At 71.5% G+C, this 16,483-nt stretch carries 19 protein-coding genes; 17 read left to right on the plus strand and 2 right to left on the minus strand.

What is annotated here, in order from left to right:
- Positions 1 to 333: 333 nt before the first annotated feature.
- Positions 334 to 573, plus strand: coding sequence for a hypothetical protein (locus A4W93_RS13215; RefSeq protein ID WP_085751044.1), 240 nt, complete (start codon positions 334 to 336; stop codon positions 571 to 573).
- Here A4W93_RS13215 and A4W93_RS13220 read toward each other — a convergent pair.
- Positions 507 to 3,041, minus strand: a complete 2,535-nt coding sequence (locus tag A4W93_RS13220; protein WP_157131650.1) for an ATP-binding protein — start codon at positions 3,039 to 3,041, stop codon at positions 507 to 509. The genes A4W93_RS13215 and A4W93_RS13220 overlap by 67 nt on opposite strands.
- A 152-nt stretch (positions 3,042 to 3,193) precedes the next feature.
- Complete coding sequence (locus tag A4W93_RS13225; RefSeq protein WP_085751046.1) at positions 3,194 to 3,499, minus strand: hypothetical protein; 306 nt, start codon at positions 3,497 to 3,499, stop codon at positions 3,194 to 3,196.
- Positions 3,500 to 3,700: 201 nt separating this feature from the next.
- On the opposite strand from A4W93_RS13225, the gene A4W93_RS13230 reads away from it, so the two are divergent.
- The 16 genes from A4W93_RS13230 to sctT all read left to right on the plus strand — a co-directional run bounded on the left by A4W93_RS13230 (position 3,701) and on the right by sctT (position 16,211).
- Positions 3,701 to 5,230, plus strand: coding sequence for a class I SAM-dependent methyltransferase (locus tag A4W93_RS13230; RefSeq protein WP_169726535.1), 1,530 nt, complete (start codon positions 3,701 to 3,703; stop codon positions 5,228 to 5,230).
- Positions 5,231 to 5,367: 137 nt separating this feature from the next.
- Complete coding sequence (locus tag A4W93_RS13235) at positions 5,368 to 7,269, plus strand: secretin N-terminal domain-containing protein (protein ID WP_085751048.1); 1,902 nt, start codon at positions 5,368 to 5,370, stop codon at positions 7,267 to 7,269.
- Complete coding sequence (locus tag A4W93_RS13240) at positions 7,266 to 8,354, plus strand: hypothetical protein (RefSeq protein ID WP_085751049.1); 1,089 nt, start codon at positions 7,266 to 7,268, stop codon at positions 8,352 to 8,354. The genes A4W93_RS13235 and A4W93_RS13240 overlap by 4 nt, the downstream gene beginning before the upstream one ends.
- Positions 8,351 to 8,623, plus strand: a complete 273-nt coding sequence (locus A4W93_RS13245) for a hypothetical protein (RefSeq protein ID WP_085751050.1) — start codon at positions 8,351 to 8,353, stop codon at positions 8,621 to 8,623. Before A4W93_RS13240 ends, A4W93_RS13245 begins: the two co-directional genes overlap by 4 nt.
- A 47-nt stretch (positions 8,624 to 8,670) precedes the next feature.
- Positions 8,671 to 9,123 (plus strand): HrpB1 family type III secretion system apparatus protein, encoded by a 453-nt coding sequence (locus A4W93_RS13250; protein ID WP_085751051.1) that lies wholly within the window; start codon positions 8,671 to 8,673, stop codon positions 9,121 to 9,123.
- 104 nt (positions 9,124 to 9,227) lie between these two features.
- Positions 9,228 to 9,470, plus strand: a complete 243-nt coding sequence (locus tag A4W93_RS13255; RefSeq protein WP_085751052.1) for a hypothetical protein — start codon at positions 9,228 to 9,230, stop codon at positions 9,468 to 9,470.
- A gap of 55 nt (positions 9,471 to 9,525) precedes the next feature.
- Positions 9,526 to 9,735, plus strand: coding sequence for a hypothetical protein (locus A4W93_RS13260; RefSeq protein ID WP_085751053.1), 210 nt, complete (start codon positions 9,526 to 9,528; stop codon positions 9,733 to 9,735).
- A 37-nt stretch (positions 9,736 to 9,772) separates the two neighbouring features.
- A complete protein-coding gene (locus A4W93_RS13265; protein ID WP_085751054.1) occupies positions 9,773 to 10,210 on the plus strand; it encodes a hypothetical protein in 438 nt (145 codons plus the stop codon).
- 104 nt (positions 10,211 to 10,314) lie between these two features.
- A complete protein-coding gene (locus A4W93_RS13270) occupies positions 10,315 to 10,788 on the plus strand; it encodes an HrpB1 family type III secretion system apparatus protein (RefSeq protein ID WP_085751055.1) in 474 nt (157 codons plus the stop codon).
- Between the two features lie 16 nt (positions 10,789 to 10,804).
- Positions 10,805 to 11,224: a hypothetical protein gene (locus tag A4W93_RS13275; protein ID WP_157782153.1), complete on the plus strand. Its 420-nt coding sequence runs from the start codon at positions 10,805 to 10,807 to the stop codon at positions 11,222 to 11,224.
- Between the two features lie 14 nt (positions 11,225 to 11,238).
- Positions 11,239 to 12,036 carry a type III secretion system inner membrane ring lipoprotein SctJ gene (sctJ, locus tag A4W93_RS13280; protein ID WP_085751056.1) on the plus strand — a complete coding sequence of 266 codons (798 nt, stop codon included), beginning with the start codon at positions 11,239 to 11,241 and terminating at the stop codon, positions 12,034 to 12,036.
- Complete coding sequence (locus A4W93_RS13285; protein WP_157782154.1) at positions 12,033 to 12,737, plus strand: type III secretion protein HrpB4; 705 nt, start codon at positions 12,033 to 12,035, stop codon at positions 12,735 to 12,737. Before sctJ ends, A4W93_RS13285 begins: the two co-directional genes overlap by 4 nt.
- Positions 12,656 to 13,465 carry a FliH/SctL family protein gene (locus A4W93_RS13290; protein WP_085751057.1) on the plus strand — a complete coding sequence of 270 codons (810 nt, stop codon included), beginning with the start codon at positions 12,656 to 12,658 and terminating at the stop codon, positions 13,463 to 13,465. The genes A4W93_RS13285 and A4W93_RS13290 overlap by 82 nt, the downstream gene beginning before the upstream one ends.
- Positions 13,466 to 13,566: 101 nt before the next feature.
- Positions 13,567 to 14,886, plus strand: coding sequence for a type III secretion system ATPase SctN (gene sctN, locus A4W93_RS13295; RefSeq protein ID WP_085751058.1), 1,320 nt, complete (start codon positions 13,567 to 13,569; stop codon positions 14,884 to 14,886).
- A 10-nt stretch (positions 14,887 to 14,896) separates the two neighbouring features.
- Positions 14,897 to 15,415, plus strand: a complete 519-nt coding sequence (locus A4W93_RS13300) for a hypothetical protein (protein ID WP_085751059.1) — start codon at positions 14,897 to 14,899, stop codon at positions 15,413 to 15,415.
- A complete protein-coding gene (gene sctT, locus A4W93_RS13305) occupies positions 15,408 to 16,211 on the plus strand; it encodes a type III secretion system export apparatus subunit SctT (RefSeq protein WP_085751060.1) in 804 nt (267 codons plus the stop codon). Before A4W93_RS13300 ends, sctT begins: the two co-directional genes overlap by 8 nt.
- Positions 16,212 to 16,483: the final 272 nt, after the last annotated feature.

Below are 16,483 nucleotides of genomic sequence, written 5' to 3' on the forward strand. Positions count from 1 at the left end.
ACGCCGGTCGCGCCGGTACGGATCGACGACGGCCGAAGCCGACGCGGAACCGGCCCCGGCGAGCGGGCCCTCCTTGCCGCCTTTCGGGCAGTCGCGATGGGTGGACGGTAGAGGGGGCGTGCGCGAGGTGGCGGCGCGATCACGAAGCGGCGTCGCGCGGCCCGAAGCGGGTGTCACGGACCTGCCATGCCCGGGGTGTTCCAGGTCCACCGGCCCGTGGAACTTTCAAATTGACGCAGACTTTCAAAACGATTCATCCCGCTTTGAGGACGATTTAGCGGGATGTGTGGACACTGGTTCGAAGAAAGCAGTACCTCAATCCAGGAGCCCACGATGAGCCTCTCGCCAATCTTTCAGCGGGACCTGTTCGGTGCCGACAGCGGCCTGTCGGGCTGGCCCTCGGACGGGCTCGACGACCCGCCCCCCGCGCCGGCCCTCGTGGCCGACCTCCGGACGTCCTCGGCGCGCGCCCTGCGCGTGGCGCTGGGCTTGCCGCCGTCGCCCCGTCAGGGCGACGTGACCGCTCCCGCGGTTCCCTCGGCGCCGCCGGGCGGCGCGTCCGCCGGCGAGTGAATCCGGCCGCCGCCGGGCGGTGTGTGGGCGGGCCCGTCCAGCAGGTCGGGCACATCGCCCGCGGCGAGGGCGCGGCCCTGCGCGCGGGCCCCCTCGAAGGCGAGGTCGCCGAGCCGGTCGCGGGCCAGCGCCTCGGCCCGGAGGGCGGCGGCGCGTTCGTTGGCGACACGGGTCGTGTGGTACAGGTCGTAGCCGGTGTCCCCGAAGCCCAGCAGGCGTGCGGCATCGTGGGGCCGGCCCGCCGTGGCGAAGGCGAGCGCGAGGTAGTCGGCCCAGTAGGGTTGCAGCCCTTCGGCCACCGCCAGCGGCCATGCTTCGCGCGCGAGTTCGAACACCGCGGCGCCGAGGCCCTTGGCGACGTACGCCGCGGCGAGGTTCAGCTGCGCCACACCGAGCACGCCCCGGCGCCGTTCGTCGCGCAGCTGCGTGACCACGGCCTCGCCGTGCGCGATGGCGTCGTCCACGCGCCCCTGTCCGAGGGCCGCGTCGAGCAGGTTGATCTGCGCGTTGGCGACGTTCAGCGAGTCGCCCTGCAGGTGGGCGAGGGCCAGGGTTTCGGTGAGGAACCCGGCGGCGGCGTCGGCGTCGCCCGCCACCGCGGCGGCGATCGCGCACGCCGAGGCGCCGTGCCGCCGGGCCTCGGGCGACAACGACACGTCGAACAGGCGCGCGAGCCGCGTGCGGTGTTCATCCACCGCGACACCCCGCCGCGCCGCGACGACCAGGTGCGCGGCCTGGGCGGTGTATCGGCCGTCCGCATCGCCGAGCGTGTCGTACAGCGGGGCGGCCCGGGTCGCCCAGCGGTCCATCGCGTCCACGTTGCGGTTCCACCAGAACAGCGCGCAGCCGAGGGCCCAGTCGGCCAGCACCCGCGCGGGCAGGCGGTCGTCGGCATGAGGCGCCGTGCGTTCCCACAGGGCCTGCGTTTCGCGGGACCGCGCCTCGGCCGCGACGAAACTCAGCGCCGGCATGAGTGCGCACGCGCCGGCGGGATCGTGGGACAGCGCCCAGGCCATCGCGGCGTGGGCATTGTCGAGGTCGCGCTCCAGCGCGCCCCGCAGGTCGTCGAGCCGCACGCGGTTGCCGTGCACCTCGGCCATCGCCGCGCGGAACCGCGCCACCACGGCGAACGCATGGCGCTGGCGCAGCGGCTCCATCTCGCCGGCGTCCTCGAGGTGCTCCCGCGCCAGCGAGCGGGTGGACTCGAGCAGGCGGAGCCGGTCGGGCCATCCCGCTTCGGCGTGCACCAGCGACTTGTCGACGAGGGAGCCCAGTGCGGCGGTGACCCGTCCCGCGTCCAGGTCGGTGTCGGAGGCCACGGCGGCGAGCATCTCCACGGAGAAGCCGCCATGGAACACGCCGGTGCGCCGGAACACCACCCGTTCGGCCGGGGTCAGCATGCCGAGGCTCCAGTCCAGCGCCGACTTGAGCGTGGCATGGCGTGCGGAGATCGACCGGTTGAACGAGCGCAGCAGCCGGAAGCGGTGGTCCAGCAGGCTCGCGAGCGCGCCGGTCCCGAGCGTGGCCGCGCGGGCGGCGGCGAGTTCGATCGCGAGCGGGATGCCGTCGAGGCGGCGGCAGATCGTGATCACGTCGGTGACGTTCGTGTCGGTGAGCTGGAACCCCTCGGAACCCTGCGCGGCGCGACGCACGAAACACTGCACCGAGCCGTGTTCGAGCGCCTGCGCGGCGGTGGCCGTGGACGCCGGGATCGACAGCGGCTGCAGCCGCAGCACTTGTTCGCCGTCGAGGCCCAGCGGCAGCTGGCTGGTGACGAGCACGCGGATGCCGGGCGCGGCGTTCCGCAGGATGTCGACCACCCGCGTCACCTCGTCGACGACCCGCTCCACGCCGTCCAGCACGATGAGGATCGACAGCGGGCGCAACGCGTTGGCCACCGCACCCAGCAGGTCGGCGGCGTTCTGCCGGAGGGACAGCGCCCGCGCGATGCGGCCGGTCACGGCCTCCGGGTCCGTCACCGCGTCGAGGTCGCACCACGCGGCGCCGTGGAGGAAGGTGTCACGCCGCTCCTGCAGCAGCCGCTGGGCGAGGGTCGACTTGCCGATGCCGGCGGCGCCCACGAGGCTCACGAGTGGATGGCGGCGCACCAGCCGATCGAGTGAATCGAGGTCGGGTTCCCGTCCCACCACCGGCACGAGGGGCGCCGCGGGCGGGCCCGCGGGGGCCGGATGCGGTGGGGACGAGGAGCGGCCCGGCAAGGTCAGCCGGTAGCCGCTGCCCGGCACCGTGGAGATCGCGCCGGGCCCGAGCAGGCGCCGAAGGGCGCTGACGTGGACTGCCAGATTGTTGTCGTCGACGACATATCCCGGCCACACCGCGGCCATGATGTCATTTTTTGTCACCACCTCGCCGGGACAGGCCAGCAGCGTCAGCAGGATGTCGAAGGCCCGTGAACCGACGCGCACGCGTTCGCCGTCGATCAGCAACTGGCGCTGGTCAACGAGCACGGTACAGCGATCGGACAGGTGGTGGACGGTCAAGCGGATGGGCCCGACCGGTGATGCGCGGGGACGGAATCAGGGTGGGCGCGCGGTCGGGACCGGCTTCGGGGGCAAGACACGTGCCACGGCCGACACGGCGGCCTCCGGACCCGGCCGGATCAGGCGCGGGGCGCACGCGGGTCCACCTCGACGTCCGGCCCCATGTCCGGCGACTGCGCCTTGCGGGCCGACAGCATCGACAGCTTGTTGCCACGCGGCGGCATCGGCATGTCCGACGCCGACGGCGTGCCGGCGCGGCCGGCCGGGCCGTTCCCGTCGAGGCGCTGCAGCACCTTCTGGGTCAGCTTGTCCGTGGCGGCCGTCGCGATCGTCTTGCCGGCCTCCGTCGCGAGCGTGCGGGCGGTCTCCGATTGCGCGACCCGCGTGGCGAGGGTCTTGACGGCGGCGGCGATGGGCAGGGCCATGGGGTGTCTCCTTTGAAAGGCCGACACCGACGGTAGCGCCCGGTCGATGCCATGGTGCGGCCTCCGGCGAAGCGCCGTGCCGTCCGCCGAAGTGCCGCCGGCGGGTTCGTGTCCGTGTCGCGCGCTTCGGATTCGGAGACACCGTCCCGCGTCCCGCTGTCCAGACTCCGGTCACCGCAATCGACTGAGAGGAGAGACGAGATGGCTTGGAACGAAGGCTACGTGGTCGAGGAGGCCTACACGAGCGGCTTCTTCCGCAAGCAGAGTCCGGTGCACCTGAGCGTCGCCTGCGCGCTCAACGGCTTCGAGCCGGTCGACACCCGCAAGCCGTTCACGTACCTCGAACTCGGCTCGGGGCAGGGCTTCACCGCCAACGTGCTCGCCGCGGCCAACCCGCATGCGCAGTTCTTCGCGGCCGACTTCATGCCGGGGCACGTCGTGACGGCGCAGGAACTCGCGGACGCCGCCCGGCTCGGGAACGTGACCCACCTCGAGAACAGCTTCGCCGAACTCGCCGCCGGCGCCGCCGACCTGCCGCCGCTCGACTTCATCACGATGCACGGCGTGTACTCGTGGATCAACCCCGAGAACCGCCGCCACATCGTCGACCTCGTGGCGCGGTACCTGAAGCCGGGTGGCATCCTCTACGTGAGCTACAACGCGCTGCCGGGCTGGTCGGCCGCCACGCCGCTGCAGCGCCTGGTGATCGAACACGCGCGGGTCCATCCCCAGCGCCTCGGCACGCAGGTCACGCAGGCCAAGGCCCTGATCGACCAGCTCGTGGATGCCAAGGCCTACTACTTCACCTCCAACCAGGAGAGCACGGTGCTGCGCAGCCGGCTCGACTCGTGGGCGCGCGACAAGCCGGTCTACCTCGCGCACGAGTACCTGAACGCCTCGTGGCAGGCCCTCTACCACGCCGACGTCGTGCGCGACTTCGCCGCGGCCAAACTCGACTTCGCCGCGTCCGCCGAACTGTGCATGAACGTGGACCCGCGCCAGCTGCCGGACGACCAGCGGGCGATCGTCGAATCGATCGACGACCCGGTGCTGCGCGAGACCGTGCTCGACTACATCCAGAACACCGCGTTCCGCAGCGACATCTTCATCCGCGGCGCGCGCCGCATGAGCCCGGCGCGGCGGCAGCAATGGTGGGACCAGATCGGTGTCGCCCTCACGGTGCCGCGCCGGTTCGCCACGCTCGGCCAGCCGGTGGAGGAGGGCGCCAAGGGCTTCGCGAGCCCGCTGCTCGACATGCTGGAGGACGGGCCGATGTCGGTGCTCGAACTCGCCGAGCGCAACCGCTGCGCGCCCGACGCGATCGCGAACGTGATCTCGCTGCTCGTGTGGCACGACCAGGGCGCGCCGTTCATCGTGAGCGCGCAGTCGCCGGCCAAGGCCGCGTCGGTGCGGCTCAACACCGAGGTCGCGCTGGACGCGGTGCTCAACGACCGCTACCAGGCGCTCGCATCGCCGCTGCTGGGCTCGGGCATCAGCTCGAGCGCGCTGCAGCGGCTCGTGTACCACGCGCTGTGCGAGCGGCCCCAACCGGTCGACCGCAACGCGCTCACGCAGTGGATCTGGCAGGTGCTCACCGACCAGGGCCCTCCGATCATCCTGCACCACGACCCGCTGCCGGACCGCGAGACCGAGCTGCAGGAGATCGGCCGCGCGGTGGACGACATCCTCGCGCTGCGCGCGCCCATCTGGCACCAGCTCCACATGGTCTGAACCTGCCGGCGCCGGTTCGTGTTACCGGCGTCCGCTTCGTGCCGTGGAGGCCGCCGGCCTCTCCCGGCCCCTAACGTAGAGCCCATCGAACGACACCCGCGACGGTGTCGTCCCTGAAACCCGGAGCCCCTTCCGTCATGCGATTCGCAAAACTCGTGGGTGTGGTGCTGATCTCGGCGGCCCTGGTGGCCCACGCCAACCTGCCCGGCAAGCGCTTCGTCTACCGTGCCGACGGCAAGCGCCTCACGGAAGTGCTGCAGGACTTCGCGGCCGCCCAGTCGATGTCGATCGTGGTCGACGCCGGCGTCGAGGGCACGGTCAACGGCCAGTTCAACGCCCGGCCCGACGAGTTCCTGACCGCGCTCGGCAAGAGCTACGGGATCATCTGGTACTTCGACGGGGTCACGCTGTTCGTGTACCCGTCGCGCATGATCGAGAGCCGCGTGTTCCGCATGCGCGGCTACAACCGCGACAGCGTGCGCCGCATGCTGTCGTCGATGGGGCTCGGCGATCCGCGCTACCCGCTGAAGTTCAACGACGCGGAGCAGACCCTGCTCGCGTACGGCCCGCCGCGCCACATCGAGCTGGTGCAGACGGTGATCGACACGCTCGACGGCACCGCGCGCGACCGCGTGGGTTCGGCCATCCGCGTCTTCCCGCTGAACAACGTCGTGGCCGCGGACCGGGTCACCGGCAACGTGCGGGTGCCGGGCCTGGCGAGCACGCTCAACAACCTGTTCTCCCGGGGCAGCCGTGCCGCCGGGGGCGCGCCCGAAGCCAACATCGCCCCGGGCAACGAGACCCCGTCGAACGGCAACCCGAACAAGCGCCGTGCGATGGAACAGACCTACGGGGCCCGCGCCGACGACCCGCAGAGCGGCCCGGCGCGCAAGGACGGCGTGCGCGATGCGGCAGGGCGGCTCGTGGTGCCCGAGGCAGGGGTCGACACCGTGCGCGACGACACCCCGTTCTTCCAGGCCGACGAAGGCTCGAACTCGATCATCGTGCGCGGCGTGCCCGAACGCATGAACCAGTACCAGGCGCTGATCCGCCAGCTCGACGTCTCGCAGGGGCTCGTCGAGATCGAAGCGACCATCATCGACGTGAGCACCGAGTCGTTCGATTCGCTCGGCATCGAGTGGGAGTATTCACGCACCGGCAAGGGCAGCATCGCGGTGTCGCCCGGCAGTCCCAGCACGGGTTCGGGCACCGGTCCCGCCGTGACGATCGGCGTGCCGAACGTCACCACGCTCGTGGCCGACGCGGGCCGCTCGCTGCTCACCCGCATCCGCGCGCTCGAAGGCACCGGCAAGGCCCGCATCGTCGCGCGCCCGAAGGTGCTCGGCACCGCGAACCGCATGGCGAGCATGGTGGACAAGCGCCAGGCCTCGGTGCGCGTGGCCGGCAACCTCGACGTGGCGCTGTTCACCGTCGAGGCCGGCACCACGCTGCAGGTCATGCCGCAGATCGTGGCGAGCCCGCAGCGAAGGGAAGTCCGGCTGTCCCTCTTCATCGAGGACGGCAGTTTCGAAGGGGCGGTGGTCGACGCGATCCCGATCGTCAAGAAGACCGAGATCCGCACGGATGCCGCGCTGCTGGAAGGCGAGAGCCTGCTGATCGGCGGCATCTCGGTCGAGGCCGACGTCAATGGCCGCAGCGGGTTGCCGGGCCTCGGCCGCGTGCCGTTCCTCGGGGCGCTGTTCCGGCACGACGAGGGCAACAAGGTGCGCCGGGAACGGCTCTTCCTGATCACGCCGAAACTCGTGAGCCTGACGCCGCAGCAAGCGCCGGTGCCGCCGCAGGTGCCGGCGCCCGAGGTGCCGCCGCTGCCCGTGCCCACGCCGCCGTCGTCCTTGCGCCAGCAGGGCCTGCCGCCGAAGACCGCGGCCCGGGCGCGCGACGCCGGCACGTCCCGCGTGGCGGCGTACCGTACCCCGTTGCCCGAGCCCGTGCAACCGGTCACCGTGTCGCTGCAGGCACAGCAGTTCGCTGCCCTCGGCAGGACCTCGCGCGACATGGCGCCGGAGGCCACGCGATGAAACGCCTGCGCATCCTCACCGGCCGCCACGTCGGCGCGCACCTGGACCTCGCCGAGGGCGTGCACGTCGTCGGCGCGGGCAACGACTGCGACATCATGGTCACCGACTGGACCTTCGCGCCGCTCGAGCTGACGGTGGCGGAGGGGGGCGTGTCGTGCCGTTGGTACGACGGCGCGGAGGTGCCCGCCGCGCCGGACGCCCGGCCCGGCGCCGAACGCCGCGTCGAACTGGGCGACCTCGCGCCACGCGAGTTCGACGGCATCGTGCTGTGTGTCGGCCCGGCCGGGGATGCGTGGCCGAGCGACGTCGAGCTGCTGTCGGCGGTCTTCGCGCCCACGCCGAAACGCGTGGCGCGCTGGGCGCGGGAACGCCTGCCCGCCCGGCTCGTGCCGCTGGGCCTGGCGGCCGGGGTCGTGGGGGCCGTGGCGTTCGCCTGGCCCTGGCTCGAGGCGTCGCCGCCGCCCGTGGTGGTGCCGACGATCGAGGAATCTCGCGCGCGCGTGCAGCACGAGCTCGATCGGGTCACGGGCGGCCGGCTGGTCGCCGTGGCGGAGCAGGGCACGCTGTTCCTCACCGGGCTGGCCGAGACCCCGCAGGACGCCGCCTCGGGCCGCGCCGCCGTCGACGCCCTGCGCGTGCCCTACAACGTGGTGCCGCGCTTCGCGGTCGCCTCGTCCATCGCCGAGACGTTGCGTGGCACCGGCGGACTGACCAACCCGACCGTGCGCCATGAAGGCGGCGGCGTGTTCTCGCTGTCGGCCGAGGTCACCGACGAACGTGCCGCGCGCGCGGCGGTCGACCGCATCGCCGCCGACCTGGCGCCGGCCGTCACCAAGGTCCATGCGAGCTTCGAACGCATCTACCCGACCGACCCGCTCGGGCCGATCCTGTCGCGCTCCCAGCAGGACGGCCTGTCGGTCGTGCAGACCCGCGACGGCGTCAAGCACATCGTGATCGAGGCCGTCCGCGCGGCGGCGCCCGAACCTTCCCCGGAGCCGCCGGCTCCTCCGCCGGCGGCGGTGGCGGTCCGCCCCGCGGCCATGACCACCGCCCACGCCACTTCAACCCAAGGAGCCACCCCATGAGCACCGAAGCCCTGAACCCGCCCGTCAGCCTGGTCGACGACTTCAAGGACCTGCAGATGACGATCTTCCAGGACCGCGACGGCGACAAGACCCGCCAGCTCGTCGCGTACTTCCGCCAGGCCGAGATCAAGAGCCGGGAGATGCAGCTGCGCACCACCGAGTACGAGCAGAAGCAGTACGCCCAGATGCTCGCCGACGCGTTCGCCGCGTCCACGCGCATCCTGCTGGCGGCCTGGCAGAAGGCCCACGGCTCGGACCTGCACGTCTGACCGCGTCGCCGACCGCCCCGATTCCGTCGTTGCACCAGGAGCCGACCATGATCGTTCTCGAGCGTTTCCACATGCCCTTCGCGGCGATGCCGCCCGTGGCCGAGCCGCCGCCGCCGTCGCCGCTGATGTACCAGGTCGAGCTGGTGCGCAAGCTGATCTCCACGATGATGGTGGGCCAGATGCATGGCCAGTCCGACGACGTCGCGCACGTGTTCCGCACGCTGTCGGAGATGCTCGGCGACGGCCGGCACCTGCGCATCAGCCTCGCGCTGGCCAGCGCGATCGGCGGCGATGCCCAGCCGGCGCGCGACCTGCTCGACGAAGGCATGGACGACTGGCCCGGCGCCGAGCCCGCGAAGGTCTCGGTGGCCATGGCCCTCAAGATCGGCGGCGACCCGCGATGGGTCCATGTCTGCGAACAGACGCTGGCCGTCAGCAACGACGACGACGCCCGCCGCTTCGCGCGGCAACTGCTCGACCAACCGTATCTCCAGGCTTAGGCGCCACCTGCAGCCGGCGCCTGGGACGCCCCTTCGCGAAAGGGTCGTTTCGAAGGCTGCGAAACCCGCTCCACCCCACGCACCACCACCCGAAAGGAACGCTCATGTCCGGCAGCAAACTGGGTCAGGTTCTCGACCCGTCCACCAACGCGATGCTCAACTCCGCCTCCGGTGCGGCCACCACGGCGGCCGAGTCCGGCGCGGCCACGAAGTCCGCCGAAAGCATGGTGAACACGCAGATCGGCAACTCCGACAAGATGTCCAAGGCCAACGAGGCCATGAACACGCAGGCCATGCTGAACAACGCACGCAAGGCCGCCTCCGAACTGCTCAAGGGCGCGATCTGATCGGCCCGCGACCTCCTGATCGTCTTCTTCACCCACCCCACTGAAAGGAACTCCCATGTCCGTCTCCACCATCGGCAATTCCGCCTCCGGCGCCGCCACCACCGCCGCCGAATCGGGCGCAGCCACCAAGTCCGCCGAAAGCATGGTGAACACGCAGATCGGCAACTCGGACAAGATGTCCAAGGCCAACGAAGCGATGAACACGCAGGCCATGCTGAACAACGCGCGCAAGGCCGCCTCCGAACTGCTCAAGGGCGCCATCTGAGCGTCGCCGACGCCCCAACCATTCCAAGGAGAGAACCATGACCATGGTCGCAGGCAAGATCGAAGGATTCGCCGCAGCCCAGCCGGCGAACACCGGCAAGCTGGACGTCCTCAAGAACTGCATCGAGTGCCTCGAGAAGCTGAGCAAGGGCGACACCGCCGGCGCGCTGAACGAGCTCAAGGAAGCGTGCGATGCGGCCAAGTCGGCCGCCGAAGGCACGCAGAAGCCCGCCCCGGGGCAGGGCATGGACCTGTACGAGCTGCTGCGCCAGATCCTCGAGCAGGGCCAGAAGAACTCCGAGGCCAACAAGGCCGGCGGCGGTCCCGGCGGCGCGCAGGGCGCTGGCGGCCCCGAGGGTGCCGGCGGCGCCCAGGGCGGCCAGCAGGCCGGCGGCATGGCCGACATGATCAAGATGCTCGTCGAGATGCTGCTGCAGGACATGCAGAAGCAGGGCGGCATGAAACAGGCGGCCTGACCCGGCGTGCCTCGAGCCACGCCCGATCCCCGGATCGGGCGTGGCGATTTCCCCAGACCCCATCCACTGATACGTGAGTCCAGGCGACTGGATCGGAGACCGACATGACTTCAGCCCAGACCGACAAGCCGCTCGTCGAGGCCCTCGCGGCCGTCTTCTACGTCGGCAGTGACCTCGAGGAAGACGAGCAGACGCTGCCCGTGCTGCGCCTCATCCGCCGACTGCGCCCCGACTCGCCGAAACTCGCGGTGGTCGAGGCCCAGCAGCTCATCGAGTGCGGTGACCTGCAGGGTGCCCGGCTGCTGCTCGACGAAGCCGACGAACGCAGCCCCGACACCCCCATCGTCAAGGCGATGCTCGCCCTCGTGCTGCAGCAGCAGCGCAACGGCCTGTGGGCCGCCTATGCCGACGAGGCCCGCAACCTGCCGCACGACGACAAGGCGCAGTCCATCCTCGACTTCCTCGACCGCATCGCCCGCGGAGACCCGTTCGAGGCCGCTGACACCGAGGCGGAGCCCGCGGCGCCCGAACCGGCGCCCGTCATGTCCTACATGCCCTACATGGGTGTGGCCTGCTGAACCGGAGCCCGCCGCCATGAACCCCGTCGAACCCGTCTCGGCGGTCGCCTCCGTCGGCCAGGTGATGTCCGTCGCCGGCGCCGGCCCCGCGTCCTCCGTGTCGTCCCCCGCCGCCAGCGGCCCGTCGGTCGAGGAACTGACCCAGCGGTTCCGCACGATGATGGACACCCCGAACCCGGTCGAGCACGCGCCCTCCGGCCCGCAGGAGAGCCTGCTCACGCACATGATGGCCAATGGCGAGGAGTTTCTGCGCCACACGCACGAGAAGGTCGCCGAACTGCGTGCGCAGGCGCCGCACATGAGCCCCTCGGAGTTCGTCGCCGCCTCCATCGAGGTGAGCAACGCGGCCTCCATCGGGGCGTTCCGCCTGCAGGCGGCGACGTCGCTGGCCTCGGGCACCAACAAGAGCATGCAGTCGCTGCTCAAGAACCAGTGACCGGGAGGCCCGCCATGTCCTTCTTCCGAATCCACCGCGGGGTGGCCCGCGTCCTGCTGCTGGGCCTGGTGGTCGTGCTGGCCGGCTGCAAGCAGGACCTCCATTCGAAGCTCGCCGAGGCCGATGCGAACGAGATGCTGGGTGTGCTGCTGACCGCCGGGCTCGACGCGGCGAAGAAGTCGCCCGACGGCAAGACGTGGACCATCTCGGTCGAGGGCGACCAGCTCGGCGAGGCCTTGTCGGTGCTGCGCGCGAACGGCCTGCCGGCGCAGGCCCACGCGAGCCTGGGCGAGGTCTTCAAGAAGGACGGCCTGATCTCCACACCCACCGAGGAGCGCGTGCGCTTCATCCACGGCGTGTCCCAGGAACTCGCCGCCACGCTCACCGCGATCGACGGGGTCATCACCGCGCGCGTGCACGTGGTGCTGCCGAACAACGACCCGCTGGCCGACAACGTGAAGCCGTCCAGCGCCTCGGTGTTCATCAAGCACCGGCCCGAGGCCAACGTGGCGACGCTGGTGCCCGTCGTGAAGAACCTCGTGATGCGCAGCGTCGAGGGGCTGTCCTACGACAACGTCAACGTCACCGTGGTCGCGGCGGCGCCGCTCGCACCCGCGGTGCGGCACCTCGTCGAGAAGAAGGCATCGCCGTCGCTCGCCATGATGGCGATGCTGGGCCTGCTGGGCACGGTGCTGCTGCTGCTCGGTGTCGCCACGCTGCGCCCGGCCTGGTTGCCCGCCGCCGTGAGCGGCCCGGCCGGCCGACTGCTCGGCCGGCCCGCGGGGGCGGGAGGGCCGGAGGCCTCGGCGTGAACGCGCCGCTGCGGCGGCTGCTGCGGGCCATCGACCGCAAGGCCGGCGCCTGGCCCACGGAACTGCACCCGGCCTGGGTGGACGCCGCCGCCGCGCGGCTCGGGCCACGTGCCGCGGCGTGGTGTGCGCGGGTGCCGCCGCGCCGGCATGCGGCGCTGCTCGAACACACCTACGGGCTCGTGTGGCCCGACCTCGCCGAGTTCCGCGAACCGGCCCACCGCCTCGCGCTGCTCGACCGCCCGAGCCTGCTCAAGGTGCTCGCCACCTGCGCGCTCGACGGCCGCCGCGACAGCGTGCGGCGCTCGGTGGGCCGGGTCGTGCGCGACCTGCTGATCGAGGGCATCGGCGAAAGCGCCTACGAGCGCGTGCTCGACGGCCCCACCCGCGGCCTGCAGGCGGCCGAGCCGCTCGGGGCGGTCGAGGCGAACCCCGAACGCCTCGCCGCCGACGGCTTCCGCGCGCTGTGTTCGCAGGCGGCCTGGCGCCACCCCACGCTGATCACGATGGTGCGGCTCTGCCTGCCGCCCGGCGTGTCCGCGGACGCCGTCCCGGCCGCACCGTCCCCGCGCGGCGCGGACCGGGTGATCGATCGACTACCTGACTACTTTCCGGAGCTCGCATGGTTGTTTGGTTCAGACATGGATCGTGCACTGTCGGTGTCGAGGACGGGCTCGTCCGCGCCGATGACTTCGCCACACTGACGGACCTGGTCGACGCGGCCCGGTCGCTGCAGACCGAACGCGAACGCCTGCTGGCGGGCGTCGGCGAGGAGATCGAGGCGATGCGCGCCGAGGCCCGGCGGGAGGTCGACGCGCAACTCGTGGCCGCCCGCGCGGAGCGCGACATCGCGCGCGAGGCCGGGTTCGCCGAAGGGCTGGAGGGCGCCGCCGCGCGCTGGACGGAGTCCGCGCTGCGCGAGGCGGCCTCGACCCAGCGCAGCCTGATCCGCCAGACGGAGCGGCTGAGCCAGATCGTCTCGCTGGCCCTCGAACGCATCATCGAGCACGAGGACCGCGTCACGCTGTTCAACCGCGCGCTGGCCACCATCACGAAACTCGTGCGCGACGTGCCGATGGCAACGCTGCGCGTGAGCCCGGCCGAACTCGACAGCGCGCTCGCGGCGGTGACGGCGTTCGCGCCGTGCGCGGCGGGCCGGCTGCAGATCGAGGTCAAGGCCGACTCCGGCCTGCCCCCCGGCAGCTGCCTGTTCGAGTCGGACCAGGGCCTGATCGACGCGGGGTTGAAGACGCAGCTCGCGGGCATCCGGCGCGCGATGGCGCGCGCGGCGGAACACCTGCTGCTCGACGAGCCCGGCCCGTCGGCCGCCGGCGAGGTGGTGGGCCTGGAAACGGCCCCGGCCGGCACGCCGTCGGCCCACGCGCAGAACGACGAGCGGGCCGGGGAACCCGCGGCGTCCGACGCGGCCTGAGCGGCCGTTCGGCGGGCCGGCCTCGGCTTCGCGCCGGGCGCCCCGGCCCGCCGCCGGGGCGGTCACAGTGGGACACGATCCCGCAACCTCCCGACGCCCCCATGACCGACCTCCTGCGATTTGCCCGCGCCCTCGAGGACGAACTCCAGCACGAATCGGTGCTGACCCGGACCGGCAAGGTATTCGAGGTCGTCGGCACGCTGATCCGTGCGAGCGGCCTCGACGTGCGCGTCGGTGAACTCTGCGAGCTGCAGGACACGCGGGGCCGCCGCATCCAGCGCGCCGAGGTGGTCGGCTTCGGCAAGGGCGGCGCGGTGCTGTCCCCGTTCGGCGGGCTCACCGGCGTCAACGACACGACGCGGGTGCTCGGAACGGGCAAGCCGCTGTCGGTGCGGGTGGGCCCCGGGATGCTCGGGCGGGTGATCAGCGGCCTCGGCGACCCCATCGACGGCAAGGGCCCGATCGCCGGGGTCGAGGACCGGGCGGTCTTCGCGGACCCGCCCGACCCGATGAGCCGCGCGATGATCGAACACCCGCTGCCGACCGGGGTGCGCATCATCGACGGCCTGATGACCTTCGGCGAGGGCCAGCGCATGGGCATCTTCGCGCCCGCCGGCGCGGGCAAGAGCACGCTGATGGGCATGCTCGCGCGCGGCGCGCAGTGCGACGTCAGCGTGATCGCGCTGATCGGCGAACGCGGCCGCGAGGTGCGCGAGTTCATCGAGTTCATCCTCGGACCCGAGGGCATGGCGCGGTCGGTGGTGGTGTGCGCCACGTCCGACCGCTCGTCCATCGAACGCGCGAAGGCGGCCTACGTCGCCACCGCCGTGGCGGAGTACTTCCGCGACCAGGGCCAGAAGGTGCTGCTGATGATGGACTCGCTGACCCGCTTCGCCCGGGCGCAGCGCGAGATCGGCCTGGCCGCCGGCGAACCCCCGGCACGCCGCGGCTTCCCGCCGTCGGTGTTCGCCGAGCTGCCGCGCCTGCTGGAGCGCACCGGCATGGGCGCGCGCGGGTCCATCACCGCGCTCTACACCGTGCTGGCCGAGGACGAAAGCGGCGGCGACCCGATCGCCGAGGAGGTGCGGGGCATCCTCGACGGGCACATGATCCTGTCGCGGCGCATCGCCGCGAAGAACCAGTACCCGGCGATCGACGTGCTCGGCAGCCTGAGCCGGGTGATGACGCAGATCGTGCCCGGCGAACACGTCGCGATGGCGTCGACGCTGCGCAGCCTGATGGCCAAGTACGACGAGGTCGAGATGCTGCTGCAGGTGGGCGAGTACAAGCCCGGCAACGATGCGATGGCCGACATGGCGGTGCAGCGCATCGAACACATCCGGGCGTTCCTGAACCAGGCCACGAGCGACCTGCGCCCGTTCGACGACACGCTGGCGCACCTCGCGTCGCTGGTGCAGTGAGGAGAACGCCATGGCCGACAACGCCATCCGCAGCCTGCGCGTGCTCGCCGACATCCGCCGCCGGCGTGGCAAGGCCCTCGAGAAGGCCCTGGCCGACCAGCGCGCGGCGATGGACCGCTGCGTGGCGGACACGCAGTCCGCGCGCGAGCGCCGCGACGACACCTCCACGCGGCACGAGCAGGCCCTCGACGGCCGCACGCGCCTGTTCGAGCAGGCCTTCACGCCGGCCCACGTGAAGGCCGCGGACATCGCGATCGAGACCTGCGCCGCCGAAAAGGCCGAGGCCGAGAAGGTCCTCAGGCGGTGCGAGTCGAGCGAACAGCGGCAGGCGCAGGAGGTGACCGCGGCCCAGGCGGCCGTGCGGCGCAACAACGAGCGCATCGAGCGCTTCGATGCCCGCATCGCGGCCGCGCTCGCGGGGAAGCAGTCCGCCGAGGACGAGGCGGCCGACGAGGAGGCCGAGGAGATGGCCAGCGCGCGGATCGGCGGGCGCCGCCGTGCCGCGCGGGAGGCCGCGGAACATGCCTGAACTCGACATGATGCACGTGGGCGCGGCTTTCGGGGACATCCTGAAGACCGTGGCGTTGTGCAGCCTGCGCTTCTACATCGTGTTCCTGGTGCTGCCGGCCACGGCGGGCGATGCGATGCAGGGCATGGTGCGCAACGGGATGGTCGTGCTGTTCGGCATGTTCGTGGCCGCCGGCATGTCGTGGGAAGACGCGGGGGCGCTGTCGGCGTCGACGTGGCTGATGCTGGCGATCAAGGAGGCCATCATCGGCCTGATGTTCGGCTTCGCCGCGTCCACGGTGTTCTGGGTGGCCGAGAGCGTGGGCGCGCTGATCGACACCCAGGCCGGCTACAACAACGTGCAGCTGACCAACCCGCTCAGCGGGCAGCAGAGCACGCCGGTGTCGGACACGCTGCTGCACCTCGTGATCGCCGTGTTCTTCGCGATGGGCGGCATGCTCGTGCTGCTCGGCGCGCTGTTCGAGTCGTTCCGGGTGTGGCCGCTGATGGCCCCGCTGCCGTCGATGCAGGGCTTCTCGGACGTCTTCTTCCTCCGGGAGGTGGACAGCATGATGACGATGACGCTGAAGTTCGCGGCGCCCGTGCTGCTGGTGCTCGTGCTCATCGACCTCGGCTTCGGCCTGGTGACACGCGCGGCGGACAAGCTCGAGCCGCATTCGCTGTCCCAGCCCGTCAAGGGCGCGGTGACCATGCTGCTGCTCGCCTTGCTGGCGGGGGTGTTCATCGCCGAGGTGCGCCAGTTCCTGCTGCCGGTGGACCTGACCCCGCGCCTCGAGAAGCTCCTGCCCGGCCATTGAGCGGGCGTTCCGGTGAAATGTATCCGCGGCGGCCCGCGCCGTGGCGCCGCGGTGTTGCGGCTTGCCGTTCGCGGTCGTGCGACGGTCCGGCTTCGTTCTCCGCGACGGCGCTTCGGGTGGCGAGGCCGGGGTCGCACCTCCGGGCGTCGGCGGGGCGGTCTTTCGCAGAAGTGCGACGGATGCGCCAGGACTTTTCTCACGACCTGTTGCGAAACTCGCCTGACGATTCATGAAATTCCACACGAACCTCCGCTCCTAGCATGAAGGCATCC

It is taken from the genome of Piscinibacter gummiphilus, from assembly GCF_002116905.1.
In the GTDB taxonomy this organism is placed as follows: domain Bacteria; phylum Pseudomonadota; class Gammaproteobacteria; order Burkholderiales; family Burkholderiaceae_C; genus Rhizobacter; species Rhizobacter gummiphilus.